Origin of the sequence: Pseudarthrobacter oxydans, from assembly GCF_030812335.1 — a bacterium.
Lineage (GTDB): Bacteria > Actinomycetota > Actinomycetes > Actinomycetales > Micrococcaceae > Arthrobacter > Arthrobacter oxydans_B.
Genome location: NZ_JAUSSN010000006.1, coordinates 263,434 through 285,901, shown reverse-complemented (window position 1 = coordinate 285,901; position 22,468 = coordinate 263,434). Strand labels below are relative to the sequence as shown.

General features: G+C 69.1%; 22 protein-coding genes and 2 tRNA genes. 5 read left to right on the top strand and 19 right to left on the bottom strand.

Annotation, left to right across the window (positions count from 1 at the left end):
- Nucleotides 1-7: 7 nt before the first annotated feature.
- Complete coding sequence (locus J2W14_RS12330; protein WP_307462767.1) at nucleotides 8-1,414, bottom strand: aldehyde dehydrogenase family protein; 1,407 nt, start codon at nucleotides 1,412-1,414, stop codon at nucleotides 8-10.
- Between the two features lie 99 nt (nucleotides 1,415-1,513).
- On the opposite strand from J2W14_RS12330, the gene J2W14_RS12325 reads away from it, so the two are divergent.
- Together J2W14_RS12325 and J2W14_RS12320 are read left to right on the top strand one after the other, a co-directional pair.
- Nucleotides 1,514-2,020: a DUF2004 domain-containing protein gene (locus J2W14_RS12325; RefSeq protein WP_307462763.1), complete on the top strand. Its 507-nt coding sequence runs from the start codon at nucleotides 1,514-1,516 to the stop codon at nucleotides 2,018-2,020.
- A 121-nt stretch (nucleotides 2,021-2,141) separates the two neighbouring features.
- The gene (locus J2W14_RS12320) at nucleotides 2,142-2,822 is read left to right on the top strand and encodes a DUF4386 family protein (RefSeq protein WP_307462761.1); all 681 of its coding nucleotides are present in this window, start codon (nucleotides 2,142-2,144) and stop codon (nucleotides 2,820-2,822) included.
- Nucleotides 2,823-2,926: 104 nt separating this feature from the next.
- Here J2W14_RS12320 and metE read toward each other — a convergent pair whose 3' ends face one another.
- The 8 genes from metE to J2W14_RS12280 form a co-directional block, all read right to left on the bottom strand.
- The gene (gene metE, locus J2W14_RS12315; protein ID WP_307462760.1) at nucleotides 2,927-5,269 is read right to left on the bottom strand and encodes a 5-methyltetrahydropteroyltriglutamate--homocysteine S-methyltransferase; all 2,343 of its coding nucleotides are present in this window, start codon (nucleotides 5,267-5,269) and stop codon (nucleotides 2,927-2,929) included.
- Nucleotides 5,270-5,296: 27 nt separating this feature from the next.
- Nucleotides 5,297-6,271 carry a methylenetetrahydrofolate reductase gene (locus J2W14_RS12310; protein ID WP_307462758.1) on the bottom strand — a complete coding sequence of 325 codons (975 nt, stop codon included), beginning with the start codon at nucleotides 6,269-6,271 and terminating at the stop codon, nucleotides 5,297-5,299.
- 342 nt (nucleotides 6,272-6,613) lie between these two features.
- On the bottom strand, nucleotides 6,614-7,471 hold the full coding sequence (locus tag J2W14_RS12305) for a hypothetical protein (RefSeq protein ID WP_307462757.1): 858 nt from the start codon (nucleotides 7,469-7,471) through the stop codon (nucleotides 6,614-6,616).
- Complete coding sequence (locus J2W14_RS12300) at nucleotides 7,468-8,592, bottom strand: vWA domain-containing protein (protein WP_307462755.1); 1,125 nt, start codon at nucleotides 8,590-8,592, stop codon at nucleotides 7,468-7,470. Before J2W14_RS12300 ends, J2W14_RS12305 begins: the two co-directional genes overlap by 4 nt.
- Nucleotides 8,589-9,590 (bottom strand): vWA domain-containing protein, encoded by a 1,002-nt coding sequence (locus tag J2W14_RS12295; protein ID WP_307462753.1) that lies wholly within the window; start codon nucleotides 9,588-9,590, stop codon nucleotides 8,589-8,591. Before J2W14_RS12295 ends, J2W14_RS12300 begins: the two co-directional genes overlap by 4 nt.
- Complete coding sequence (locus J2W14_RS12290) at nucleotides 9,581-10,120, bottom strand: hypothetical protein (protein ID WP_307462751.1); 540 nt, start codon at nucleotides 10,118-10,120, stop codon at nucleotides 9,581-9,583. The genes J2W14_RS12295 and J2W14_RS12290 overlap by 10 nt, the downstream gene beginning before the upstream one ends.
- Before the next feature lie 21 nt (nucleotides 10,121-10,141).
- Nucleotides 10,142-11,071 carry a DUF58 domain-containing protein gene (locus J2W14_RS12285; protein WP_307462750.1) on the bottom strand — a complete coding sequence of 310 codons (930 nt, stop codon included), beginning with the start codon at nucleotides 11,069-11,071 and terminating at the stop codon, nucleotides 10,142-10,144.
- A 2-nt stretch (nucleotides 11,072-11,073) separates the two neighbouring features.
- Nucleotides 11,074-12,069, bottom strand: coding sequence for an AAA family ATPase (locus J2W14_RS12280; protein ID WP_307462836.1), 996 nt, complete (start codon nucleotides 12,067-12,069; stop codon nucleotides 11,074-11,076).
- A gap of 151 nt (nucleotides 12,070-12,220) precedes the next feature.
- On the opposite strand from J2W14_RS12280, the gene J2W14_RS12275 reads away from it, so the two are divergent.
- A complete protein-coding gene (locus J2W14_RS12275) occupies nucleotides 12,221-12,424 on the top strand; it encodes a hypothetical protein (RefSeq protein ID WP_307462749.1) in 204 nt (67 codons plus the stop codon).
- A gap of 34 nt (nucleotides 12,425-12,458) precedes the next feature.
- Here the strand turns inward: J2W14_RS12275 and J2W14_RS12270 are convergent, their stop codons facing one another.
- The 3 genes from J2W14_RS12270 to J2W14_RS12260 all read right to left on the bottom strand — a co-directional run bounded on the left by J2W14_RS12270 (nucleotide 12,459) and on the right by J2W14_RS12260 (nucleotide 15,396).
- Entirely contained in the window at nucleotides 12,459-13,661 is a 1,203-nt protein-coding gene (locus tag J2W14_RS12270; protein ID WP_307462835.1) for an ROK family transcriptional regulator, read from the bottom strand.
- A 134-nt stretch (nucleotides 13,662-13,795) separates the two neighbouring features.
- Nucleotides 13,796-14,962 carry a class I SAM-dependent methyltransferase gene (locus J2W14_RS12265; RefSeq protein WP_307462748.1) on the bottom strand — a complete coding sequence of 389 codons (1,167 nt, stop codon included), beginning with the start codon at nucleotides 14,960-14,962 and terminating at the stop codon, nucleotides 13,796-13,798.
- Nucleotides 14,963-15,108: 146 nt separating this feature from the next.
- Nucleotides 15,109-15,396, bottom strand: a complete 288-nt coding sequence (locus J2W14_RS12260; protein WP_307462746.1) for a DUF3040 domain-containing protein — start codon at nucleotides 15,394-15,396, stop codon at nucleotides 15,109-15,111.
- Between the two features lie 264 nt (nucleotides 15,397-15,660).
- On the opposite strand from J2W14_RS12260, the gene J2W14_RS12255 reads away from it, so the two are divergent.
- Nucleotides 15,661-16,815: an FAD-dependent monooxygenase gene (locus J2W14_RS12255; RefSeq protein WP_307462744.1), complete on the top strand. Its 1,155-nt coding sequence runs from the start codon at nucleotides 15,661-15,663 to the stop codon at nucleotides 16,813-16,815.
- Nucleotides 16,816-16,851: 36 nt separating this feature from the next.
- On the opposite strand, the gene J2W14_RS12250 is transcribed toward J2W14_RS12255, so the two are convergent.
- Together J2W14_RS12250 and J2W14_RS12245 are read right to left on the bottom strand one after the other, a co-directional pair.
- Complete coding sequence (locus J2W14_RS12250) at nucleotides 16,852-18,174, bottom strand: DUF2254 domain-containing protein (RefSeq protein ID WP_307462742.1); 1,323 nt, start codon at nucleotides 18,172-18,174, stop codon at nucleotides 16,852-16,854.
- A 162-nt stretch (nucleotides 18,175-18,336) separates the two neighbouring features.
- Nucleotides 18,337-18,690 (bottom strand): zinc ribbon domain-containing protein YjdM, encoded by a 354-nt coding sequence (locus J2W14_RS12245; protein WP_307462740.1) that lies wholly within the window; start codon nucleotides 18,688-18,690, stop codon nucleotides 18,337-18,339.
- Nucleotides 18,691-18,776: 86 nt separating this feature from the next.
- On the opposite strand from J2W14_RS12245, the gene J2W14_RS12240 reads away from it, so the two are divergent.
- Nucleotides 18,777-19,280: a DoxX family protein gene (locus J2W14_RS12240; protein WP_307462738.1), complete on the top strand. Its 504-nt coding sequence runs from the start codon at nucleotides 18,777-18,779 to the stop codon at nucleotides 19,278-19,280.
- Nucleotides 19,281-19,361: 81 nt separating this feature from the next.
- Here J2W14_RS12240 and J2W14_RS12235 read toward each other — a convergent pair.
- The 5 genes from J2W14_RS12235 to nadD all read right to left on the bottom strand — a co-directional run bounded on the left by J2W14_RS12235 (nucleotide 19,362) and on the right by nadD (nucleotide 22,414).
- Nucleotides 19,362-19,434: transfer RNA gene (locus tag J2W14_RS12235), tRNA-Ala, on the bottom strand.
- 215 nt (nucleotides 19,435-19,649) lie between these two features.
- Nucleotides 19,650-19,722: transfer RNA gene (locus J2W14_RS12230), tRNA-Ala, on the bottom strand.
- Nucleotides 19,723-19,863: 141 nt separating this feature from the next.
- Nucleotides 19,864-20,265: a ribosome silencing factor gene (rsfS, locus tag J2W14_RS12225; RefSeq protein WP_307462736.1), complete on the bottom strand. Its 402-nt coding sequence runs from the start codon at nucleotides 20,263-20,265 to the stop codon at nucleotides 19,864-19,866.
- A 117-nt stretch (nucleotides 20,266-20,382) separates the two neighbouring features.
- A complete protein-coding gene (locus J2W14_RS12220; RefSeq protein ID WP_307462734.1) occupies nucleotides 20,383-21,762 on the bottom strand; it encodes a hypothetical protein in 1,380 nt (459 codons plus the stop codon).
- A 7-nt stretch (nucleotides 21,763-21,769) separates the two neighbouring features.
- Entirely contained in the window at nucleotides 21,770-22,414 is a 645-nt protein-coding gene (gene nadD / locus J2W14_RS12215) for a nicotinate-nucleotide adenylyltransferase (RefSeq protein WP_370871286.1), read from the bottom strand.
- Between the last annotated feature and the right edge of the window lie 54 nt (nucleotides 22,415-22,468).

The following is a 22,468-nucleotide window of genomic DNA, read 5'->3' as shown; positions in this document are numbered from 1 at the left end:
CGCCGGGTCAGCGCCGGCGGAGCCGCCTGCGCAGCCCGGTGCCCATCCCGGCGAGGGCGCTGATGATCCGGTGTTTGGTCTTGGTATAGGGCGGGTAGATCAGCTCCAGGGTGTCCGGGCGGAACGTTTTGGCGAGAGTGGAACGCTCGTGCGAGAACGTCCGGAGCGAATGCTCCCCGTGGTAGGCGCCCATGCCGCTGCCGCCGACCCCGCCGAAGGGCAGCCCCGGAACCATCAGGTGCGCCGCCGGGACGTCGAAGCACAGTGCCCCCGAGGAGGTCCGTTCGGCGAACGCCCGGCGGGTGTCGGCGTCGTTGCTGAACACGTACAGCGCCAGCGGCTTGGCGCCGTCGTTGATCATCCGGATGGCCTCGTCCCGCCCGGCGACCGGGACCAGCGGCAGCAGCGGGCCGAAGATCTCCTCCCCCATGACGGTGTCGCCGGGGGCGGGCCGCAGCAGGGTCGGGGCGAAGTGGCGGCTGGCGGCGTCCCGTTCGCCGCCGTGGACCACGGTGCTGCCGTCGGCGAGGGCGGCGATCCGGGCGAAGTGCCGGTCGTTGACGATCCGGCCGTAGGACTCGCTGCGGGAGGAATCCGTGCCGAACAGCGCGCCGATCGCGGTGACCAGTTCGCGTTCCAGCGGAACCAGCACGTCCTCGGTGGCCAGGATGTAGTCCGGCGCCACGCAGGTCTGCCCGGCGTTCATGAACCGGCCCCAGGCGAGCCGCTTGGCCGCCTTCGCCAGGTCGGTGGTGGAGTCCACGTAGGCCGGCGACTTGCCGCCCAGTTCCAGGGTCACCGGGGTCAGGTGCTCCGCCGCGGCGCGCAGCACCACCTTGGCCGCGGCCTCCCCTCCGGTAAAGAAGATGTGGTCAAAGCGCATCGCCAGCAGGGCGGTGGTTTCCGGGATGCCGCCCTGGACCACCTCCGCTGCGCCGGGAAGGTATTCCGGGATCCAGCGGGCCAGGGCCGCCGAGGTGGCGGGGGCGTGTTCGCTCGGTTTGAGCACTACGGTGTTGCCGGCGGCGAGGGCGCCGGCCAGCGGGGCGAGCAGCAGCTGCAGCGGGTAGTTCCACGGGCCGATCACCAGCACCACCCCCAGCGGGGTCAGTTCGGTCCAGGCCTTGGCGGGCTGGACGGCGAGTGGGACGGCGACGGGGCGGGGCCGCAGCCAGGCCTCGAGGTTCTTCTCCAGGTGCGCGGCTTCGGCGGTGACAAAGCCAATTTCGGTCAGCAGGGATTCCGTGGCGTGCTTGCCCAGATCGCTGGCCAGCGCGTCGGCAAATTCCGTGCGGCGCTCGGCCACCATCCGGCGCAGGCTGCCGAGTTGCTCCAGCCGCCAGGCCAGCGGACGGGTGGCGCCGCTGTCGAAGAGTTCACGGGCGCGGGCGACGGCAGGGGCAACAGTTTGCATCCGCTTAATGTACCGGCCCCCGGCGGCCGGCCGGGTCCGGTGGCGGATAAAACCTTGGGAATGCTGGAATGGGCCGGTTTTGAGGACTATGTTGAAGGTATGAACAAGGTAGCGAGCAAGCACTTCGGAGAGGTTGAACTCAACCACGGAAGGGACCACAGTTTCACCGCCAAGCATGAACTGGCGGGCCAGACCGTGGAGCTTGACCTGAATGTCAACGCGCATGACCACTTCGATGAAGCGGCGATGCATAAAGTTGACTACCGGCTGCGGTTCCTGCCCGAGCTCGTGGACCAGGTCCGGGAAATGATCGCCGAGGAACTGGAGCAGGACGGCACCAGCCCGCAGGAGTACCGGCACTTCCACTGCAACGCGATCAAGGACGAACACCTGAGGAAGGTCTTCGGCGTCGAGGACAAGAGCCAGCTCACCGACGCGGTCTTCCTCAAGGCGCTCAAGCTCGGCCACGTGGGCATCTTCCCCGGCCAGCCGGAGCGCTACTTCGTTCTGGACTTCACGCTCGGCCAGCACTTCACCGACGAGGTCCTGGTCGCGTCGGCGGACGAGGACGGCGTCGTGGACGACGAGATCCTCTGGGAATCCTGACCCCGGCTTAATCCCTTGGCACCGAACAAAGGTGGCCACCATGGACGATGTCCAGGCAGGAGATAGCGGGACCACGCGTTCGGTGTCTCTCGAGGGATCCGGATCCCGGACTGTGGACAGCGTGACTCTGCGGATTGCCGCGACGATGATTTTCGGCGGCGTGATGATTTCACTGGTGGCCGGCTTGTTTCATGCCGATGCAGCCAGCGCAAACGACCATGTTGCCTCCTTCACCGAGTATGCCAGGAGTGACATCTGGACCGGCGTGCACCTGGGCCAATTCATCGGCATGGCCCTGTTTGCCGGCGGAATGATTGCCCTGCTGGCCGCACTGAATGTGCAGCAGGGTGCACTGGCCCTGACAGCCCGTTTCGGCGCCCTGGCGGCGGCTGTTTCCATTGCGCTCTATGGCGCACTCCAGGCCGTGGACGGCGTCGCACTGAAGCACGCCGTGGATGCCTGGGCCTCCGCGGCAGAACCGGAGAAGGCAATGCGCTTTGCCAGCGCGGAAGGAATCCGCTGGCTGGAGTGGGGAATGCGTAGCTACCACGGCTTCCTGTTCGGCAGCGCCCTGATTATTTCCGGCGTCGTCATCCTGGCCACGAGGCGGATCTCGCGAACAATCGGCATCCTCATGGGGCTGTCCGGGGTGGCTTATCTGGTGCAGGGGTGGATCATCGGAGCCGAAGGATTCGCGGCAGCGAACACGGTGCCGACGCTGTTCGGGATAATCCTCACCGTCGTCTGGACCGTTTGGCTGCTGATCAGCGCCTGGCGGTTGAGAGCGGACAGGCGTGGATAGCTGAGGACATGTCTTCCCCACCCCACGGGATGAGCCTGTCGAAACCGGGGTTTCGACAGGCTCATCCACTGAGAGGAGTTCCGCTCCCCCGCCGCCGGTTGCTGCTACTTGGCGGCTTCCAGCAGTTCGGCGCGGACCGTCTTCGTGGCGTGGACCAGGTTGCGCAGGGACTCTTCGGTCTCGGCGTAGCCTCGGGTCTTCAGGCCGCAGTCCGGGTTCACCCAGAGCTGGCGGGACGGGACGTGCTTCACGGCGGTGCTGAGCAGTTCGGTGACTTCCTGCTCGCCCGGGACGCGCGGCGAGTGGATGTCGTAGACACCCGGGCCCACGCCGCGGCCGAAGCCGTGGGACTCGAGGTCGTGGACGACCTCCATGCGGGAGCGGGCGGCCTCGATCGAGGTGACGTCGGCGTCCAGGCCGTCGATCGCGTCGATGATGGCGCCGAACTCGGAATAGCACAGGTGCGTGTGGACCTGCGTGGCGTCCCCGGCGCCGGCGGTGGCGAGGCGGAAGGACTTCACGGACCAGTCCAGGTACGCGGCCTGGTCGGCCTTGCGCAGCGGCAGGAGTTCGCGGAGGGCGGGCTCGTCCACCTGGATGACCTTGATGCCGGCGGCTTCGAGGTCGGCGATCTCGTCGCGGAGGGCCAGTGCCACCTGGTTGGCGGTCTCGCCGAGCGGCTGGTCATCGCGGACGAAGGACCAGGCGAGGATCGTGACCGGGCCGGTGAGCATGCCCTTCATCGGCTTGTTGGTCAGGGACTGCGCGTACCGGGCCCATTCCACCGTGATGGGGGCGCTGCGGGTGACATCGCCCCACAGGATCGAGGGGCGGGTGCAGCGGGAGCCGTAGGACTGGACCCAGCCGTGCACCGTGACGTCGAAGCCCTCGAGGTTCTCGGCGAAGTACTGGACCATGTCGTTGCGCTCGGGCTCGCCGTGGACCAGGACGTCGAAGCCGAGCTCTTCCTGCAGTTCCACAACGCGCTTGATCTCTTCCTTCATCAGCTGCTCGTACTGCTCCGTGCTCAGCTCGCCCTTGTTGGCGCGGGCCCGGGCGGTGCGGATGTCGCCGGTCTGCGGGAACGAGCCGATGGTGGTGGTGGGCAGCGGCGGCAGGTGCAGGGCTTTGGTCTGCGCAGCTTCGCGGACGCCGTAGTCGGAGCGGCTGAAGTCGGCGTCGGTGAGGGCGGCGGTGCGGTTCCGGACCTCGGCGCGGCGGACGCCGTCGGCGGCGGCACGGTCGGCGATGATGCGCGTGGCCTCATCGATGGCCGGCTGGACGGCGGCCGGGTCCGTCAGGAGGCCGGCGAGGGTGACGACCTCGGTGGCCTTCTGGTCGGCGAAGGCCAGCCAGCTGCGCAGCTGCGCGGAGAGCTGGGTCTCCTCGTCGACGTCGTGCGGGACGTGCTGGGTGGAGGTGGAGGTGCTGACCGCCAGCTTGGCGACGGACTTCTTCAGCTCCGCGATCTTCTCCGCGGAGGCGGCAAGATCGTTGCGCCAGATGTTGTGGCCGTCCACGACGCCGGCGACGAGGGTCTTGTTGCCCAGGGCGGCCAGGGCGGCGGCGGAGGGAACGGCGCCCTTGAAGACGTCCAGGTGCAGAGCGTCGATGCCGGTCGCGGCGAGCGTGCCGAGCTGGCCGTTGAGCGCACCGTACGGGGTGGAGACGAACAGCTGCGGGCGGTTGGCGGCGGCGGAGAGCACCTCGTAGGAGCGGGCGACGGCGGCCTGGATCTCGGCGGCGGGGGTGTCCTGGTCCACCACGAGGGCGGGCTCGTCCAGCTGGACCCAGCCGGCGCCGGCGGCGGCCAGCTTCTCCAGCAGGGCGGTGTAGACCGGCAGCACGTCCTCGAGGCGGGACAGCGGGCTGAAGCCGGCCGGGGCGTCGTCGGAGGCCTTGCTCAGCAGCAGGAAGGTGACCGGTCCGACGATGTACGGGCGGGTCTGGACCCCGTTGGCGAGGGCGTACTCGAACTCCTCGACGATGCGGTTGGAGGTCAGCGAGAAGCTGGTCTCCGGGCCGATCTCCGGGACGAGGTAGTGGTAGTTGGTGTCGAACCACTTGGTCATTTCCAGCGGCTGCTGGTCCTTGGTGCCGCGGGCGAGGGTGAAGTAGCCGTCGATGTCGAGCTGGCCCTCGGCGTTCAGGAGGTTGCCGAAGCGGGCGGGCACGGCGCCGAGGTGGGCGGCGGCGTCGAGCACCTGGTCGTAGTACGAGAATGTGCCGGGAACGGCGGCGGCTTCGGTCAGGCCCAGGCCCTGGAGGCGCCGGGCGGTGCCGAGCTGGATCTCCTTGGCGGCGGCGTCGAGGGCGTCGGCGTCGATCTTGCCGGCCCAGTAGGCCTCCACGGCCTTCTTGAGTTCGCGGCGGCGGCCGATGCGCGGGTAGCCGAGGATCGAGGCGGAGGGGAACGGAGCGGGGTTGAGCGTGTTCTGTGCAGTCATGGGAAAGTCCTAAGCGTTGGGGGGTGATTAGCTGGCGAGCTGGCGGCGGCCGGCCGAGCGCTGGTGGCTGCTGTGCCGGTTGCCTCTTCGCGGGCGGGGCAGGGCGAGTTTGTCCAGCACGTCAAGGGCGGCGGTGTGTTCGTTGAAGGTGTAGAGGTGCAGTCCGGGGGCGCCGGCGTCCAGGGCCGCGTTGGCCAGGTCCACGGTGGCGCTGACCCCGATCCGGGTGCGCTCGGCGTCGGTCTCGGCGGCGGCGAGCCGTCCGATCAGGGCCGGGTCCGCTTCGACGCCGGTCAGCTCGCTGAGCCGGGCGAGCCGGCGGAGGCTGGTCAGCGGCATAACGCCCGGGATGATCGGGATGGTGACGCCGGCCCGGCGCGCCCGGGTCAGCAGGTCCGCGTACTGCTCGGTGTGGAAGAAGACCTGGGTGATGGCGAAGTCGGCGCCGGAGCGCTGCTTGGCCAGCAGCACCTCGACGTCGTGCGCCTCACTCGGGGATTCCGGGTGACGGGTGGGGTACGCGGCGACGCCGACGGCGACCTTGCCGGCGCAGAGCAGCGCGGAGCGGCGCTGTTCGACGCGGCGGATGAGCTCGATCAGGTCCTGGGCGTAGCGCAGCGATCCCTCGGGAGGGGCCACGCCGTCCTTGGGCTGGTCGCCGCGCAGGGCCAGGATGCCGCGCACGCCGACGTCGAGCAGTTCGCCGATGATCTCGGCGAGCTCCTGCGGGGAGTTGCCCACACAGGTCAGGTGCGCCAGCGGCCGCAGGGTGGTTTCCTGGACAAGGCGGTTGATGAGCTCGACGGCGGTGTTCCGGTTGGAGCCGCTGGCGCCGTAGGTCACGGACACGTAGTCCGGGTCCGTGGCCTCCAGCTCGCCGATGGTGGTCCAGAGCGATTCGGCGGCCGCGGGCGACCGCGGCGGGAACAGCTCATAGGACAGCGCGACAGGGGCCGTGCCGACAAGATTTGGATGGGTGTCAATAAGGCTTGGAGGAGACATTTGCGTCCTTGGCTGTGAACACTGACAGCTGCGCCCGGAAAACGGGTGCCGTCGGTGAATTGAGTTTGGGGAACACGGAGGAAACTCCAGCAGGGCGCAGCCGCGACTGTTACGCCTGATACGAAGTTGTCCGTGAGCAAATGTCAGGCCCACATGGGGGCACCCACACCCTCCTGGGCCGCCGTGAAGCTGGCCGTGAACGGAGGATCGCTGACACGTTACTGAGGTAACTTGGATAGAACTCTACGGGCGGGCCGGGAGGCTGTTCAAGTCGGCCCCCGAATTAAGACGCAGGTTTACGGCATATTTCATCCCGGCACAGAATATTCTTCGTCCGGATGCTCACCAGGGCCTGTCCGTGAGCGGTCCGGTGCCGGTGCCGTTCAGATACTCTTCCCGCTGCAGGCCGCGGTTGCGCTCCTGCTGCGCGGACTGCCCGGACTCCCGGAGCTGCTCCAGCTGCGCGTCGAGAGGCTCCCCCGGCCCGTCACCGCCTTCCTCTTCCGGCCCGGATTCGGTGCCGGGGTCCTCGGGTGCGGGGGTTTCGCCGGGTCCGCGCCGGCCGCGCAGCCGCTCGATTTTCTCCTCCAGCCGCTGCCCGGCGGTCTGCAGCCTCTCCTCCGCCCCGGTGTCGGCGGTGTCTGCGTCGTCGGCAGCGTTGGCGCTGTCGGCGCTGTCTGAGTCGAAGCAGCCGGCGGGCGCGGCCCGGACCACCGCCAGCGCCTCCTCCAGCAAACGGAGGCCATCGTCAGTGCTGTCAGGGCCGTCTGTGCTGGCAGGGCCCGGGGTGCCGTCGGTGCCGTCGGTGCCGTCAGTGCCGTCTGCGCCGCCGTTGCCGGCGTCGGCCCCGGCGTCGCCCAGCCGTTCGATGCTGAGCGCCAGGTTGGCCCGCACCCGGCATTCGTCGGCCGCCGGGGCCGCGGCGAGGGCCGCCTCGAACGCGGTGCGCGCGCCGGCGTAGTCGCCGCTGAGCGCGCGGGCGTCCCCGGCCGCGAAGGGTGCCTTGTGCGGTTCGAGGAAGTTCGCGACGCCCAGGACCGCGGCGGCCGACGCCACCGCCGGCGCGTCGCCCCTGGCGAAGGCGCCGCTGGCCTGCCCGGCGAACCAGGCGGCGCTGAGCAGCTTCACCGCGAGCAGCAGCGCCAGCAGGACGGGCAGCGCGGACCAGAGCAGCAGCCGGCGCCGGCGCCGGACGCTCATGCGCCCGGCCCCCGGCCGGCCGACGGTGATGCCGGCTCGGGCGTCCGGCGGACGGGCCGGGCGGGCCGGAGCTCCCGGAGCTGGCCCGAGACCAGCAGCGTTTCGCGCAGCGCCAGCAGGAACGCGGCGAACGCCGGCGCCCAGTAGAGTTCGGTCCTGCCGTCGAGGGCAACACCCGTGCGCACCAGGGTGCCGGGTGTGGCCTGCTGCAGCATCGGGGCCGCCGCATCCCCTGCCGCGCGGTGCAGATAGGGCACCGCGAGCTGGCGTGCGAGGTCCCGCAGCCGGTCCTCGTCCAGCCGGGAGACGGCAGCGGCGCCGGTGGCAGGGTCCTGGATGTACGTCGCCGCCGGCCGGGTGGGGTCGCCGCTGTTTTCCTTCATCCGGCCGCCGTCCCGTGTGCCGTAGCCGAGGACGGCGCCGCCGCTCACGAGGGAGCCGTCAATCCCCAGGGCCTGGGGTGCTGCGGCACTGGTCTGTTCGCCGTCCCCGAAGTAGAACACCAGCCGGGGTCGATCCGGGTGGCTGTCCCGGGCGGTGGCGAGCCGTTCGGCGAGGACCGCCCGGGCCGCGGTGACGCTGCTGCCCTGCGAGTAGTCGGTCACCTCGGGTCCCAGCACGGCAACCGCGGCCTCGAGGGCAGAAGTGTCGGTGGTCAGGGGCATCCGCACGGCGGCGCTGGAGTCGAAGCTGATGAGCGAATAGCGGGCGCCGCCGAGTTCCCGGGCGATGGCCCGGATGTCCTCCCGGACGCCGTCGAGCCGCGGCACACCGGCCGCCTGGCCCCCGGCTGCCTCTCCCGAGGCCGCCGGTCCCCGGGCTGCCTGTCCCCCGGCCGGGGTGTGGTCCTCGGCGGCGATGCTGCTGCTGGTGTCCACCACGAAAAACACGTTCAGGTCCGTGGCGGCGGCCTCGACGGTGCCGCCGGGAATGCCGGGCCGACAGGCGGCGAGGAGCAGGAGCAGCACAAGGCCGCCGCGGAAGAGCCAGCCGCGGAACCCTGCATCCGCGGACGGCGCGTGCTGCTGCCGGGAACGGACCAGGACCCAGCCGAGGCCCAGGCCGATGGCGGCCGACAGCGGCCCCATGATCCACCAGGACAGTATCGGGTTCAGTGTCATCGCCGTGGCCTCCACGACGCTCCGGCGAGAACCAGCCCGGCCAGCAGGGCCACGGCGAGCGGAACCTCGGCCCGGTCGGACACCACGGCCCGGGGTGCGCCCCGGAACGCCGCGGCCTGGGTGGCCTCGATCCCGCTGACAATGCCGGGCACCGCGTCCGGGCTGTCGAGGGCGTAGTACCCGCCGCCGCTGCCCTCGGCCACGCTGCGCAGCCGGGCGCCGGGCTGTTCCGCGCCGGCGTCCGGGCCGAAGTCATAGTCGCCGGGGTTCAGCGCGAAGACCCGCACGTCCCGTTCCTTCGCCAGGGCTCCTGCTTCCGCGAGGGTGACGAGCGGCGTGCCGGACAGGAAGTTGTCCGTGGCCAGGATGACCGAGCGGGCCCGGCGTCCGGGTTCCTCGGCGTCGGCCGCCGCAGGGAAGCTTTGGAGGCAGGACGCCAGGCCGTCGCCGATCAGCGAGGAACCCACTCCGTTCCAGGTCCCGTCGAGGAAGCTGCCGCTGCCCGCCCCGTCGAAGGCGCTCTCCGCCTGCTGGAGCTGGTCCTGGACATAGTCGTAGTCATCGGTCAGGGGGAACACCTGCACGGCACTGCTGTCGAATATGGTGAGGCCGATGCGTTCACCGTCGAACTGCCGGGCGAGCGAGCCGAAGACGTCCACCACGGCGGCGTCGGCGCTGCTCATGGAGCCGGAGGCGTCCAGGCAGAGGATGATGTCACGCTTGTGCTGCTCGGGCCGGACGGTGCTGCGTTCGGCCGGTCGGGCGGCGGCCACGACGGCGGCCACCATCAGCACGGTCCCGGCGGCGGCGAGGAGCCGCAGCCGGTTCCGGTGCTGCCGCAGGGCCGCCTGGTACTCCGGCAGCGCGGTGAGGCGGTCGCTGTGGGCGACCGGACGCCGCCGGGCACCGCGCGCCCGGCGGCGCCGCCGGCCGAGGAGCCAGGCCGCGGGGACCGCCACGGCTGCGGCCGGCAGGATCCACCAGAAGATCAGTTCCATGAGCGGACCACTTCCCGCGCGGTCCGCGCTGCATCGGCAGCGCCCGACGCCGGTCCGGCGGCGAACGCCGCCGGGTACAGCGCCGCGATGGCATCGGCCGCGGCCGGGATGCCGGGCGCCGCCGGGCCCGCCGCGCCTACCCCGCTTGCCGGGACCACCGCGGTTACCCTGCCCGCCGCCCGGAGCTCGGCCAGGGTCATCCGCGTCGCGTCCACCCCTGAGGCGTCGCGGACGAAGCTGCGGATCAGCAGGCTCAGCTCCTGGTGCGCGGAACGGCCGGAGCGGGTGCCGGCCGCGGCCTCACGGTCCACGGCGTCGATGCGCTCCAAGTAGTCGCGCCGGAGCCGGGCCAGATCCGGTACGGCAACGGCGGGAGGCGCCGGGGCCTGCACGGCCTGCTGTCCGCCGGGCCGGCGCCGGGTGCTCCGGAAGACGTAGGCGTACCAGACCGCGACCAGGACCAGCAGCCCGAAGGCCGCCCACGGGAACCAGCCGCTATACTCCAGCGGCCCGAAGAAGTCACCGTCCATAAGGGACACCGTCCATGGAGGTCACCGGCGCCGCCGGTGCCGGGCCAGGAGGGTGAAGACGGCGGGGATCACGTCGTGGCTGCTGCCGGCGTCGGCTTCGGCGATGCCCAGCCGGCGCAGCATCGTCTGCCGCGCCGCGTCCCGGTCATCCCGGGCGCGCGCGTACGCCGCGGCGAGGGCGGCGGATTCCGCCAGCCCCCCGGGCAGCAGCCCGGACCGCGGTCCCGCAGGACCGCCGGGCCGCGTTCCCGCCGTCGTTCCGGCGACGTCGTAGGAGTCGGCGTAGCAGTCCGCGCGGGCGCCGAGCAGTTCTGCGTCCCGGACCGTTAGCCACAGGATCTCGTGCTGGGCGCGCAGCCGGCGGAGCACCCGCTCCGTCTCCGCATCGGGCAGGAGTTCGTCGGCCACGACCAGGAGCAGCGTCCGCTGGGAGAAGTTCCGGACGACATAGTCCAACTGGGTTTCGAGCCGGCTCGGCGCGGAGTCCAGCGAGGTCGTGTCATGGACTTCGCGGAGCAGCCGTTCCAGGTGCGCCTCGCCGGACTTGCCCGGCAGCGCCCGGGAACCGGCGGCGTCGCCGCACACCAGCCCGACGGCGTCGCCGTGGCGGTGCGCGAGGTAGCCCATGACCCCCAGGGCGAGCACGGCGATGTCCTTCTTCGGCTCGCCATCCCGGGATACGGCGGCCATGTTGCGGCCGGTGTCGGTGACCAGCACCAGGGTCTGCCGCCGGACCGCAAGGTAGCGCCGGACCAGCGGGGAACCGTGCCGGGCGGTTGCCTTCCAGTCGATGTCTCGGACCTCGTCGCCGGGCACATAGGCGCGAAGGTCATCAAAGTCCAGGCTGCGGCCGCTGGAAACGGATCCGTACTGGCCCTCAAGCATGCCGCGGGCCTTGCGGTGCGCGAAGATCGAGAGCTTCGACTTCACCCGTTGGAGGTGGCTCGCCATTCTCAGGGGGTCTGGACGGCGGCGACGATGGCGTCGATTACGGTCTCCACCGGCACCTGTTCGGCGACGGCCTCGAAGCCGAGGATGAGCCGGTGGCGCAGCACGCGGTGGGCGAGCGACTTGACGTCCTCGGGGATCACGTGGTCCCGGCCGTCCAGCAGTGCCACCGCCCGGGCCGCCTGGCTGAAGGCGATGCTGGCGCGGGGGCTGGCGCCGAACTCGATGAAGCCGGCCAGCCGCTCGTCGATGTACCCGGCGGCGTTGCGGGTCACGAAGGCCAGGTCCACGATGTAGCGGACGATCGCGGGGTCGATATAGATCCGCCGGACGATGCCCTGAAGGTCACTGACGGCCTCGAGCGAGGCAGCCGCGGCGGGTTTCTGCTCCGGGGTGAACACTCCGGCGTCGATCCGGCGGATGATCTCCGCCTCTTCAGCCGGGGTGGGGTAGTCCAGCACGTCCTTGAGCATAAAGCGGTCCATCTGGGCCTCGGGCAGCAGATAGGTGCCCTCCTGCTCGATCGGGTTCTGCGTGGCCAGCACCAGGAACGGGGCGGGCAGCGGGTGCACCACTCCCCCGATGGACGTCTGGCGTTCCTGCATGGCCTCGAGCATGGCGCTTTGGGTTTTCGCGCTGGAGCGGTTGATCTCGTCCAGGAGGACGATGTTGGCGTGGACCGGGCCCAGCTGGGTCACGAAAGTGCCTTTGGCGGCGTCGTACAGCTGGGTCCCGACGATGTCGCTCGGGAGCAGATCCGGAGTGCACTGGATCCGGCGGAAGTCCGCGCTGACGGCCTCCGCCACGGTCTGCGCGGCGGTGGTTTTGGCCAGTCCGGGGACGCTTTCGAGCAGGATGTGGCCGCCGGTCATGAGCCCGATGAGGAGGGATTCGCGGAGCCTGGCCTGGCCCACGACCTTGGCGTCGAAGCTGCGGGAGATGGCCGCCAGGGTCTGCTGTGCCCGGGCCAGTTCCGCCGGTTCGATCCGTGCATCGGCCATAGTCTGAAGCACTCGATATCCCCCTGGTAGCTGGTCTGTGGCGGCTGGCCGCCTTAGCGGCGGCCAACGGCCATCCTATCCAAGCCCGCGCCGGGAATTACCGCAACGGGGAGCACTCCCCATCGTGCCCCCGCAGGACTATTCTTTTGCCATGATCCAGCTTCCAGCCAGCTACCAGGAGTATCTCGCCGGCAAGAGCGAGAGTTTCATCAACACCGTCCGGCCGATCCTGATGCAGTCCGCAGCGGATAAGTCGCACGGTGTCCGGGTCACCTACAACCCCGGTCCGACCGGCCACCAGGCGCACGTTGACGAATCAATCCCGTTCGGCTCCGTCGTCGAGGACATCGACTGACGCCTGGGTCCCGGGACGGGTCCGCCGGCCGGCTCTAGCCCTCCAGCAGGAGCCGCTGCGAGCGGGGCGCGAGCGTGTGCTCCAGCACGAGGCAGGCGGCGCCAATCGCGCCAACATCCTCGCCGACACCCGTGCCGACCACCTCGATCTCATGGATCTTCCGGGTGGCGCTGCCTTCCCGGACCAGCTCCGGAATCCGTTCGAGATACCACTGCGACAGGCAGGTCCAGAACGGTCCGCCGAACACCACACGGTCCACGTCCAGGGCATTGGTGATGGTCGAGACGGCGCGGGCAACCAGAACGGCGGAGTGGTCGATGATCTCCTCCGCCCTCGCGTCGCCGGCGGCGGCGGCGGCACACAGCGCGGTGAAGCTCTCCTGGATGGCAGGACCTGTCACGGCCTCAACGGAGCCGTCCAGGACCCCGGCTTCGACGGCCCGGGCCACCAGCACCTGGGGAATGCAGGTGGACTTGACGCAGCCGCGCATGCCGCAGTCGCATGGTGCGCCGTCGGGATCAACGATGATGTGCCCGATCTCCCCGGCGTTGCCGGAGGTTCCGCGCACGACCTCGTCATTGAGCACGATCCCGCAGCCGATTCCGGTGCCCATGTACATAAAGACGAAGCTGCCGGCTCCGCTGGGCCCGCCCGCCCAGGTCTCGGCCACGGCGGCGCTGGTCACGTCCTTGTCCACGATGGTGGACAGTCCGGTGGCCTCGGCGAGGGCGTCACGGAGCGGCACGCGGTCCCAGCCGAGCAGGAGCGGCGGGTCGACGACGGTGCCCTCCTCGAGGTCGATCGGTCCGGGCGAGGCGATCCCCAGGCCGGCGATCCGGGCCGGGTCCACTCCGGACTCAGTGACGAGCTGTTTGATTTCGGCGGCGATGGTGTCGATGACGGCCCCGGGATCGCTGCCGCCCGGGGTCTTGATCCGGGAATGCTTCACCACGGCTCCGACCAGGTCCAGCACGACGAACGTTGTCACGGCGGGATCCAGGTGGACGCCGACGGCGTACATGCCGGAGGACTTGAGCCGGAGCATGGTGCGCGGCTTGCCCGGTCCGGTGCCTTCCTTGCCGGCCTCATAGATCAGGTCCTGGTCCAGCAGCCGGCGGGAGATGTTGGAGATCGTCTGCGGGGAGAGCCCGACGATCCGGGCCAGCTCCACGCGGCTGAGGCCGGCCGGGGAACGCCGAATGGCATCGAGGATGACGGTGAGGTTGAAGTCCCCCATCCGGGGCAAATTGGTTCCGCGCCTCGGCGAGGGCTGGCGGATCTCAGTCACTGATACCCCTAAACGTCTTTGGCTATGCACTGCTTATCTCAGAATCGTACGTTACGCCCCTGTGACCGCCCACACGCCCCGCTTCACACAGCGGAGGTTTTCCGGATGCTGGCGGTCACCGTGAATTTCGGGTTCCTGCCGACCTCGCGGGTGGGGCCGATCAGCCGTTGCAGCGCGGGCCGGTAGGGCAGGTGGCTGTTAAACACCGTCCAGAGCTCCCCGCCCGGCGCGAGGACCCGCCCGGCCGCCTCGATCAGTTTGAGGCCGGCCCCGGCATGCACCGCGGCTCCGACGTGGAAGGGCGGGTTGAGCAGGATCAGATCGGCGCTGGCCTCCGGCAGCGAGGACATGGCGTCGTCCTGGAGGACGGTGACCTGGGCGGCGAGGCCGTTGGCTTCCGCCGTCGCCCTGGCGGAGTCGACGGCGGCGGCGGACTGGTCCGTGGCCGTGACCCGGGATCCGGGGTTGGCGCGGGCGTACACCGCGGCGAGGATCCCGGTGCCGCATCCCAGGTCGATCGCGTGCCGTGCCGGCGGCATCTGGGGCAGGAATTCCAGCAGGAACCTTGTGCCGATGTCCAGCCCGGTGCCGGCAAACACGGCGCCTCGGGCGCACACGGTCAAGCCGAGTTCGGTGTTGGCCTCGGTGACCGGGAACGGCGGGGCGCCGGTGGCGGGCCTGGGGCCGCGGGCCAGCAGGATCCGGGATTTTTGCCGGGCCCGCTGGGGCTGGACTTCGCTGAAGTGGCGCTCCAGCACCGCGTTCATGCCCAGGCTCATGTGCTTGACCCGGCCGCCGGCCAGCAGCACGACGTCGGGCGAGGCGTGGCGGGCGATGGCGTCGGCAATCTCCTCCAGTTCCGCCAGGGACTTGGGCAGCTGGAGGAGCACCACGCCGGCCCCGGACAGGAGCCCGGCGCCAAGCGGCAGCTGTTCGAAGCCGCCGGCGACGCCGAGGGTCCCGGCGTTGTGGCGGAGGGCATGCTCACCGGTGATGAGGTCCTGGTGCACCCGGACCGGCCCGGCCCAGCCGGCGGCGTCGAGTGCCAGGGCCCCGAGGGTCAGCGCCCCGTAGCGGTCCCCCACGACGGCGAGCCTGCTGCCGGGCTGCAGCTCACGGGCAGCCAGCAGGTCCGCGGCGGTGTCCAGGAGGAGCCTGTCCGTGGCGTCCCAGGCCTGGAGGTTGGCCGCCTCCACGTCCGGGAACCTGCCCAGCCGGGAGAAGAGGGAATCAAGATTGTTGTCCGCCACGCGCGAGCTGCCGCCTTTTGTGAGTCAGGTTGTTCGGACCACGAAAATGAGGGCCCCTGCAAACTTATCCTGAAAGCTTCACGGCCGACGATGGAATCCCGCCGCGGGGCGGCGCTGAACGTGTCAGCCGGCGGCGGCGAAGGGGCTCAAAACGGGTAGCCGGATCCATCGCGTGGCCGCAGGCCCCCGAGGAACCAGTTTGCACCTGCGCACATCAGCAGAAAGCCGATGACGCCGATGATCATGATCTGCGTGATGATCCCTGCAATGACCAGCACGAAGCCGGCCACCGTGGCCAGAATGCCCCAGACCGACCTGGCAGCCATACCGCGGGGCCGTCCCGACTGAAGTTCGAGGTTCAGCTCCGGATCGGTCGCAGCCAGGTCCTGCTCGAGCTTCTCCAGACGCCGGCGCTCTTCATCCGACAGCGGCATGGGAACCTTCCTCCCCCAGAACTACGGCGAGGGACCCGGCGCCGGGAAGGGGCGCCGGTGACCCGGCCATCGGCACCGGCCGGGCACTGGACGGTGCTTGCGTTCATTATCTGCCTGTTCCCCGCCACTATCCATAGGGCCGTCGGGCGGCCGTCTGGGGGCCAAGGGGGACGGCCGGCTGCCGCTGCCCGCCGCGTGACAAAGCAGCAGCGCCAGTCCTCCGGGGTGCTTGCAGGATCGCGCGGGCCCGGGAACACTGAGGCTATGAGGGCGGTCGTTTGCGGGGCCGGGATCAGCGGGCTCTCCGCCGCGGCGTTTCTGTCCCGCAACGGATGGCAGGTGTCCGTGGTGGACCACGCGGAGGGACCGCGCCCGCAGGGTTACATGATCGACTTCTTCGGTCCCGGGTGGCAGGCAGCCGCCAGCCTGGGCATCCTTCCCCGGCTCCGTGAACTTGGCTACCAGATCCAGAGGTTGGACTACGTTGCGCGGAACGGCAAGGCCCGGGCGAGCCTGCCGTTCTCCGGATTCGCCGAGGTAGCCAGGGGCAAGCTGACCAGCATCCTCCGCCCGGACCTGGAACTTGCCATCCGCGAAATGCTGCCCACCGCCGTCGAACTTCACTACGGCCGTACCGTGGCCGCTGTCGGGCAGAGCCGTGATGCCGTCACCGTGACCCTCGATGACGGGATGGTCCACGAGGCCGACCTGCTCATCGGCGCGGACGGTATCCACTCCGTAATCCGGGAGATCGTTTTCGGCCCGGAGGAAGAGTTCTTCCACTACCTTGGCTTCCAGGTTGGCGCCTACTCCTTCAGCGACCCGGAACTCGCCGAGCGCATCGGAGACCGGTTCGCCGTCACCGACACCCGCAATGCGGCGATGTTCTTCTACCGGCTGCGTGACGGCAGCATCACTGCCATGGCCGTTCACCGCACGGACAACCCCGCACTCCCGGATGACCCTCAGGCCCTGCTGAGATCCAGATGCCGTGACCTTGGCTGGATCTGTCCCGCCGCCCTCGACCGCTGCCCCGAAGACATCTACTACGACCACGTCGCCCAGATCAGGATGCCGCGCTGGCGTACGGGCCGCGTGGTCCTGCTCGGCGACGCCGCCGCCGCGGTGTCCCTGTTGGCAGGCCAGGGAGCTTCCCTCGGGATGGCCGCCGCTTATGTCCTGACTGAGGAACTGAATCAACACCCCGGGATCAGCAGCGGGCTCGCGACCTTCGAAGCACGGCTACGCCCCCTGGTGACGGAACACCAGAAGGCCGGCGTCTCGGCCGCCCAATGGTTCGTGCCGGCGACCCGGGGCGCGTCCTTCGTCCGCCGCAGCGCCATCCGGCTGGCGAAAATGCCCGGCATGACGCGGGTGATCAGCTCAGCTGTCATCGGCAAATCGGGAGCCGCGCTCTAGGACCCGGGACGGGGTCGAAGAAGCTCAGCCGGAGGGTTAGGTGGAGCCCACCGCAGCTGCCAGGTCCAACAGATGCTGCCGCTCGGCTGGTGAGTAGTCTCCAGCGCTGATAGCCGCGCTCATCCGTTCCCGGTGGTCAAGGATCTCCGACCGGTACTGGCCATTCCGGTCGCACCACGTGATCTCCCGAAGTAGTCCCAAGAGGCGCGCGGCGACGTCGGGGTCCGCTGCACCATAAAGCCTGAGCTGGTTCATGGCCATATCCAAGAGGTCCTTGAAAGTGGGCAGTGCGAGGACCACCCTTACCCGCCCCTCGTCATCGGTGAGGTGCTCGGGGCCCGGGTTTCTCTCCGCCAGCCGGCACAGTAGCGCGGAGAGGTGCCCGATGACGTGCACCGCCGTGGTGGGGTCGTTGATGCCGGGGGACAGTGCCCGTGCGGCGACGTCGACCAGCTGGCGGAATCCGAATCCGGCGTCCTGGACGCTGGTGCGTTCAAACCCCGTCGCGACGGCGGAGTTGACGTTTGTGCTCAGCTCTTGCCGGATTGCAGGGGTGAAGGGTGCGCCGGCCGAGACCGGCCATGCGGTTGCAAAGGGGACGCCTTCGACCAGAGAACTTCCCGGTTCACGGTCCAGCCGTATTATTCCTCCCGCGTCGGCGGCCGCCTGCATGAGTGCTGACTTATCAGACGATGTCAGGAATCCGGAGTGGGCGGCCCTGATACGGAATGCCGCGTGAACTGGTTCCGGTTCCGGCGCCGGTCCCCGGCCCGGGCGGTCCTGGGGAAAGACACGGTCCATGGTGCTCTGCGTTTCGACGTTGACCCGCCGCATCATCGTCTCCACTCGGATTTCGCGGGTGAGGTGAGCCAGGAAGAGCACCAGGCCGATAACGCTGGCAATGGCCAGGACGAAAGCCATCGTGACGGAGATTTCGGGAACAAACGCCTCATTCCCGTTGCCTTCATCGCGGACGCTTCGAAGGACGGTCAAGGAGAAAGCGAACGCCGCCAAGAACAGGGCCAGCGTGAAGTGGACGAACCGGTCCGAGGTGAACGTCCGCAGCAACCGAGGCGAGAACTGGCTGCTAGCCAGCTGCAGCGTGACCACCGTCAGGGAAAACGTCAGGGACGTTACAGTGATGAGGGACCCGGCGATGGCCTGCAGGACGGCTCTTGCCGCCTCGGGTCCGCCGCTGAAGAGAAGAACAGAAATACCGTCGGGCAACCGGCCGTCAACAGCAGCGTCCAACGCGGGCAGCATCGTTCCCAGGACAACGGCAAGGGCTACTGCTGCCGTCGGGAGGGGCCACAACTGCGTGCGCAGCGCGTCGCTCCATCGTGCGGTACGGCCGTTCATCGGCCGCAACCGGGAGGCATCCAGGGCGTATCAGCCATAACTTCCTACTCGCGTGGGAGGGCTAGGTCTGAGCCATGTCTAACACGATGCGCGGCCTTGGCCAACCACGGCCCGCGGTCACCGGACCCTCCATCCGCAGAGGACATGCTGATCAGATCCCGGTCAGATCTTCTTAACCACGCTGGATTTGAGCTGCATGGGACCAACGCCGTCCACCTTGCAGTCGATGTCGTGGTCGCCGACGCCGTTCACGAGCCGGATTCCGCGGACCTTGGTGCCGACCTTGATCACGGTGGAACTGCCCTTGATTTTGAGGTCCTTGATGACCGTGACGGTGTCCCCGTCAGCGAGGATATTGCCGACCGCGTCCTTGATCGGTTTGGCTGTCTGGTCCTCGGACTCCGGCTCGGCGGCCGGTGACCACTCATGCGCGCATTCCGGGCAGACCAGGAGCGCCCCCATCTCATACGTGTATTCGCTGGAGCATTCGGGGCACGGGGGCAGGGTCTCGTTCACGTGCCCAACTTTAGTCGAGCGGGGGGTTGACGGGCCTGTCAGGCCCGATTGCTAAGCTGATTTCCCCCGAGTGAAGGCGGCGCCCCATGGCCGACAGCCCAGTCCAGTCCCCCGGTCCGGTTCCATCCCACCGACCTGCGCCGCCCCGCGCCGCTGACTCCCGGCAGCACTCAGAGTTGCGGAGCGCCGGCCGGCTGTTGCTGGGCGCCTTCCTTGTCCTGGCCGGTGTCAGCCATCTGGGTTGGAGCCGTGAGGCGTTCTATGCCCAGGTGCCGCCCTGGCTGCCGCTGGACGTGGACTTCGTTGTGGTCGCGTCCGGGCTGGTGGAAATCGGTCTGGGGCTGGGCCTGCTGCTGCTCAGGCGGGGGCGGGTGGCCCTCGGCTGGATCGTGGCGGCCTTCTTCGTCCTGGTCTTCCCGGGGAACATCTCCCAGTTCGCCACCGGCACCGATTCGTTCGGACTCAATACGGACCAGAGCCGTGGGATCCGCCTGCTGTTCCAGCCGCTCCTCGTGCTGTGGGCCCTGTGGTCCACGGGCGCGTGGCGCGCCTGGCGGGAAAGCAGGAAATCCGGCCGGCGACCCCGCTGAGCGCGCGGCCTGACCCGCCAGCCACGGGTAGGACACCTGCAAAACAAAGGAGGCCCTGCTCAGTGAGCAGGACCTCTTCGGTGGAGCTGAGGGGACTCGAACCCCTGACCCCCTGCATGCCATGCAGGTGCGCTACCAGCTGCGCCACAGCCCCGAATTACCTGGCAAGACTTTCCCGAAAAGGACCGTCTTCCCTGAAGCAACCTGTTTATCTTAAACCACAATTCGTGCTGACGCGAATCGACACGCCGCCCCTGCCAACAGCCCGGAGAAACTTGTGACGGGCCGCGATCCGGCAGGGACGGCGGGCAGGATCAGCGGATAAAAAAATCCGCCGGAATCTTTCGATTCCGGCGGATCATTATTCGGTGGAGCTGAGGGGACTCGAACCCCTGACCCCCTGCATGCCATGCAGGTGCGCTACCAGCTGCGCCACAGCCCCGAATTTTCGTTGCTCCGACCCCGTCAGCAAATGCTGTCGGCCCCAGCTATTTTGGTCCGGATCTCTCCGAAGCAACTCAAATATCTTAGAACAGCCTTTCGGAAAATTCCAAATCGGGCATATTCCGTTGTGCTCCCGCTGCTACTCCGATTCGGAGGCTGCCGCGGCCTTGGCGGAAGCGTCGTCCCCGAGCTGCAGGTCCACGACGGGGCAGTCCTTCCAGAGACGCTCCAGTGCGTAGAACACGCGGTCTTCCTCGTGCTGGACGTGGATGACGATGTCGCCGTAGTCCAGCAGCACCCAGCGGCCGCCGGAGCGTCCTTCGCGGCGGATCGGCTTGAGCTCGAACTTGGAGAGTTCGTCTTCGATGCCGTCCACGATGGCGTTGACCTGGCGCTCGGACGGGGCGGAGGCAATCAGGAAGATGTCGGCCAGGGCCAGCCGTTCGCTGACGTCCATCGCGATGATGTCCTCGGCGAGTTTCTCCGCGGCGGCTCGGGCTGCGTGGCGGGCTGTAGCGATGGCTGATTCTGTTGCAGTCACGGGACTCCTTGTTGGGAAAAGCTTGGTGTGAAAAAGCTTGCTGGGTGAAAAAGCTGGTGTAGCGGAAATGCGTGCAATGGCCGACAGCCGCAACGGCGCGGCCAGGAACGGAGGTGCCTACCCGGAGAGACCGGTGATGATCAGCATGATGCCGGCGATCAGCGCGATCACACCAAGGGCCAGCACCGCGAGCTGCACGAGGCGCAGCCGCCGCGCCCTGCCGAGGCCGGCGGTGTCCGCGTCGAGGGGATCAAGACCGTAGGCGGTGTTCGCGGCGACAGGTGACCTGCCGGCGAACCCCTCCTCGGACGGGAGTGCGGCGGGGATCCCGGCCGTGGGGCTGGTGGGTGCCGGAGCTGCGGCGGCAGCCTTGGCGGCGGCCTCGGCGCGGGCCAGCACGCCGGACCGGCCGGTGGTGTCCGCACCCCGCTGGCGGGAAGGACCCGGACGGCGGTTGCCGGACTTCCGGGGCTGCTCAACCCGGGGACCCGGGTTGGTGACGACGGGCACGTGGGACGTGGCAGGGCGCTTCAAGACGGGCCGCTCCACGCCGGGGACCTGGACAAATTCCAGGGGGGTGACCATGGCCAGGTTGTTGGCCGTGGTGGGGTCATTCCGCACCGGTTCGGGCTTGCTGTTCTGCTCGGCGAGTTTCTGCTTGGCGGCGGCGCGGCGGTTCAGCACGGCGGCCCGCTCGGCCAGGGCGATCTGCTCCGCCAGCACCTCAGGGTCCACGGCTTCCGGGTCGGTGGCGTTGATGTGTTCCATTTTGGCCAGCTGGTTTTGGGCCTGCTGGGCCAGCAGTTCCCGCGCCGCGAGAGCCTGCTCCACGGTCATGCCCTCGGATCCCTTGGCGCCATGGCCGGCAGTGCCGCCGTCGGACTTCTGCCCGGAGGCTGTAGCGCCGTCAGCGGGAGCGCCGTCCACACCGGTCTGCGGGCCCGCCGCGTCCGGCGCAGCAGGGGTTACCGGTGCACCCGGCGCCGGCTGTGCACCTGCGGCTGCGTTGGCCTGGCGGACGGCCGGGGTGGACCGGGTCCGCGGGGAGGCCGGCACAATCAGGTTTGCGGACGTTGCCGGGGACGTTTCTGCAGCCAGCTGCAGCAGCCGGAGCTGGCGCCGGGTGGGCGGTCCGCCGCCGGAGAGATTGCCTTCCTTCTCGGCGAGTTCCTTGATGGTGCGCAGGGTGGCGCGATCCCGGGCGCGGACCTGCGAGGACCGCTCGGGGCCGGACGTGGTGCGGACCGAGTCAACGGGGCCCGGATTCCGGCGCCGGCCGGTGACCTCGGCCTCCGTGGGCTCGCCCGGGTCGACAACACCGGGGGCCACACCGCCGGGGGCAGGAACGCCGGCAGGGTTGTCCGAGGCGGGGTGGTTTGAGGCAGGGGGAACCGCGCCCGGACCTGGGGTGCCGGGCTCCTGGTTCGCTTCCAGGCGTTCATCTCTGGCCAGCCGCAGTTGGCGGCGGCTGCGGATCGGTGGCTGTTCCTGACTCATTGAAAACTCATTCGGTGCTGGCGGGTTGGGCTATCTCAGTGCTTCGGTCATAGCGCGCGGCGCCATTGCCGGCGGAGGTGTTCCCGGTGTCCGGGTCGCCGCCGTACAGCCCGTATTTGGCGATGTACTGCACCACGCCGTCGGGGACGAGGTACCACACGGGGTTCCCGGCCGCGACCCTGGTGCGGCAGTCCGTCGAGGAGATCGCCATGGCGGGGACCTCGAGCAGGCTGACGTCCTTGCGGCCCATGCCGTCCAGGACGTGGCCGGGCCGGGTGACTCCGACGAAGTGCGCGAGGGACCAGAGTTCGTCGATGTCCTTCCAGGACAGAATCTGGGCCAGGGCGTCGGCGCCGGTAATGAAGAAGAGGTCCGCGTCCGGACGCAGGGTGTGCAGGTCCCGGAGGGTGTCGATCGTGTAGGTGGGTCCGGGCCGGTCCACGTCCACCCGGCTGACGGTAAAGCGCGGGTTCGAGGCCGTCGCGATGACTGTCATGAGGTAGCGGTGCTCGGCCTCGCTGACCTTCTTGCTCATCTTCTGCCAGGGCTGGCCCGTGGGCACGAAGACGACTTCATCCAAGTCGAACTTGGCCGCGACCTCACTGGCCGCGACAAGGTGCCCGTGGTGGATGGGATCGAACGTGCCGCCCATCACACCCAGACGCAGGCGGCGCTTGGCGCCGCGCTGCTTCACGATGGCGGAAAT

Bases quoted from the DNA above. Each gene is read 5' to 3' on its own strand.
- J2W14_RS12260 (WP_307462746.1), bottom strand. From the start codon at position 15,396: ATGCCGCTGTCGGATGAAGAGCGCCGGCGTCTGGAGAAGCTCGAGCAG.
- J2W14_RS12305 (WP_307462757.1), bottom strand. From the start codon at position 7,471: ATGAGCGTCCGGCGCCGGCGCCGGCTGCTGCTCTGGTCCGCGCTGCCC.
- J2W14_RS12255 (WP_307462744.1), top strand. From the start codon at position 15,661: ATGAGGGCGGTCGTTTGCGGGGCCGGGATCAGCGGGCTCTCCGCCGCG.
- J2W14_RS12310 (WP_307462758.1), bottom strand. From the start codon at position 6,271: ATGTCTCCTCCAAGCCTTATTGACACCCATCCAAATCTTGTCGGCACG.
- J2W14_RS12240 (WP_307462738.1), top strand. From the start codon at position 18,777: ATGGCCGACAGCCCAGTCCAGTCCCCCGGTCCGGTTCCATCCCACCGA.
- J2W14_RS12290 (WP_307462751.1), bottom strand. From the start codon at position 10,120: ATGGACGGTGACTTCTTCGGGCCGCTGGAGTATAGCGGCTGGTTCCCG.
- J2W14_RS12330 (WP_307462767.1), bottom strand. From the start codon at position 1,414: ATGCAAACTGTTGCCCCTGCCGTCGCCCGCGCCCGTGAACTCTTCGAC.
- J2W14_RS12220 (WP_307462734.1), bottom strand. From the start codon at position 21,762: ATGAGTCAGGAACAGCCACCGATCCGCAGCCGCCGCCAACTGCGGCTG.
- metE (WP_307462760.1), bottom strand. From the start codon at position 5,269: ATGACTGCACAGAACACGCTCAACCCCGCTCCGTTCCCCTCCGCCTCG.
- J2W14_RS12295 (WP_307462753.1), bottom strand. From the start codon at position 9,590: ATGGAACTGATCTTCTGGTGGATCCTGCCGGCCGCAGCCGTGGCGGTC.
- J2W14_RS12270 (WP_307462835.1), bottom strand. From the start codon at position 13,661: ATGGGGGACTTCAACCTCACCGTCATCCTCGATGCCATTCGGCGTTCC.
- nadD (WP_370871286.1), bottom strand. From the start codon at position 22,414: ATGGGCGGCACGTTCGATCCCATCCACCACGGGCACCTTGTCGCGGCC.
- J2W14_RS12250 (WP_307462742.1), bottom strand. From the start codon at position 18,174: ATGAACGGCCGTACCGCACGATGGAGCGACGCGCTGCGCACGCAGTTG.
- J2W14_RS12280 (WP_307462836.1), bottom strand. From the start codon at position 12,069: ATGGCCGATGCACGGATCGAACCGGCGGAACTGGCCCGGGCACAGCAG.
- J2W14_RS12285 (WP_307462750.1), bottom strand. From the start codon at position 11,071: ATGGCGAGCCACCTCCAACGGGTGAAGTCGAAGCTCTCGATCTTCGCG.
- J2W14_RS12275 (WP_307462749.1), top strand. From the start codon at position 12,221: ATGATCCAGCTTCCAGCCAGCTACCAGGAGTATCTCGCCGGCAAGAGC.
- J2W14_RS12300 (WP_307462755.1), bottom strand. From the start codon at position 8,592: ATGACACTGAACCCGATACTGTCCTGGTGGATCATGGGGCCGCTGTCG.
- J2W14_RS12325 (WP_307462763.1), top strand. From the start codon at position 1,514: ATGAACAAGGTAGCGAGCAAGCACTTCGGAGAGGTTGAACTCAACCAC.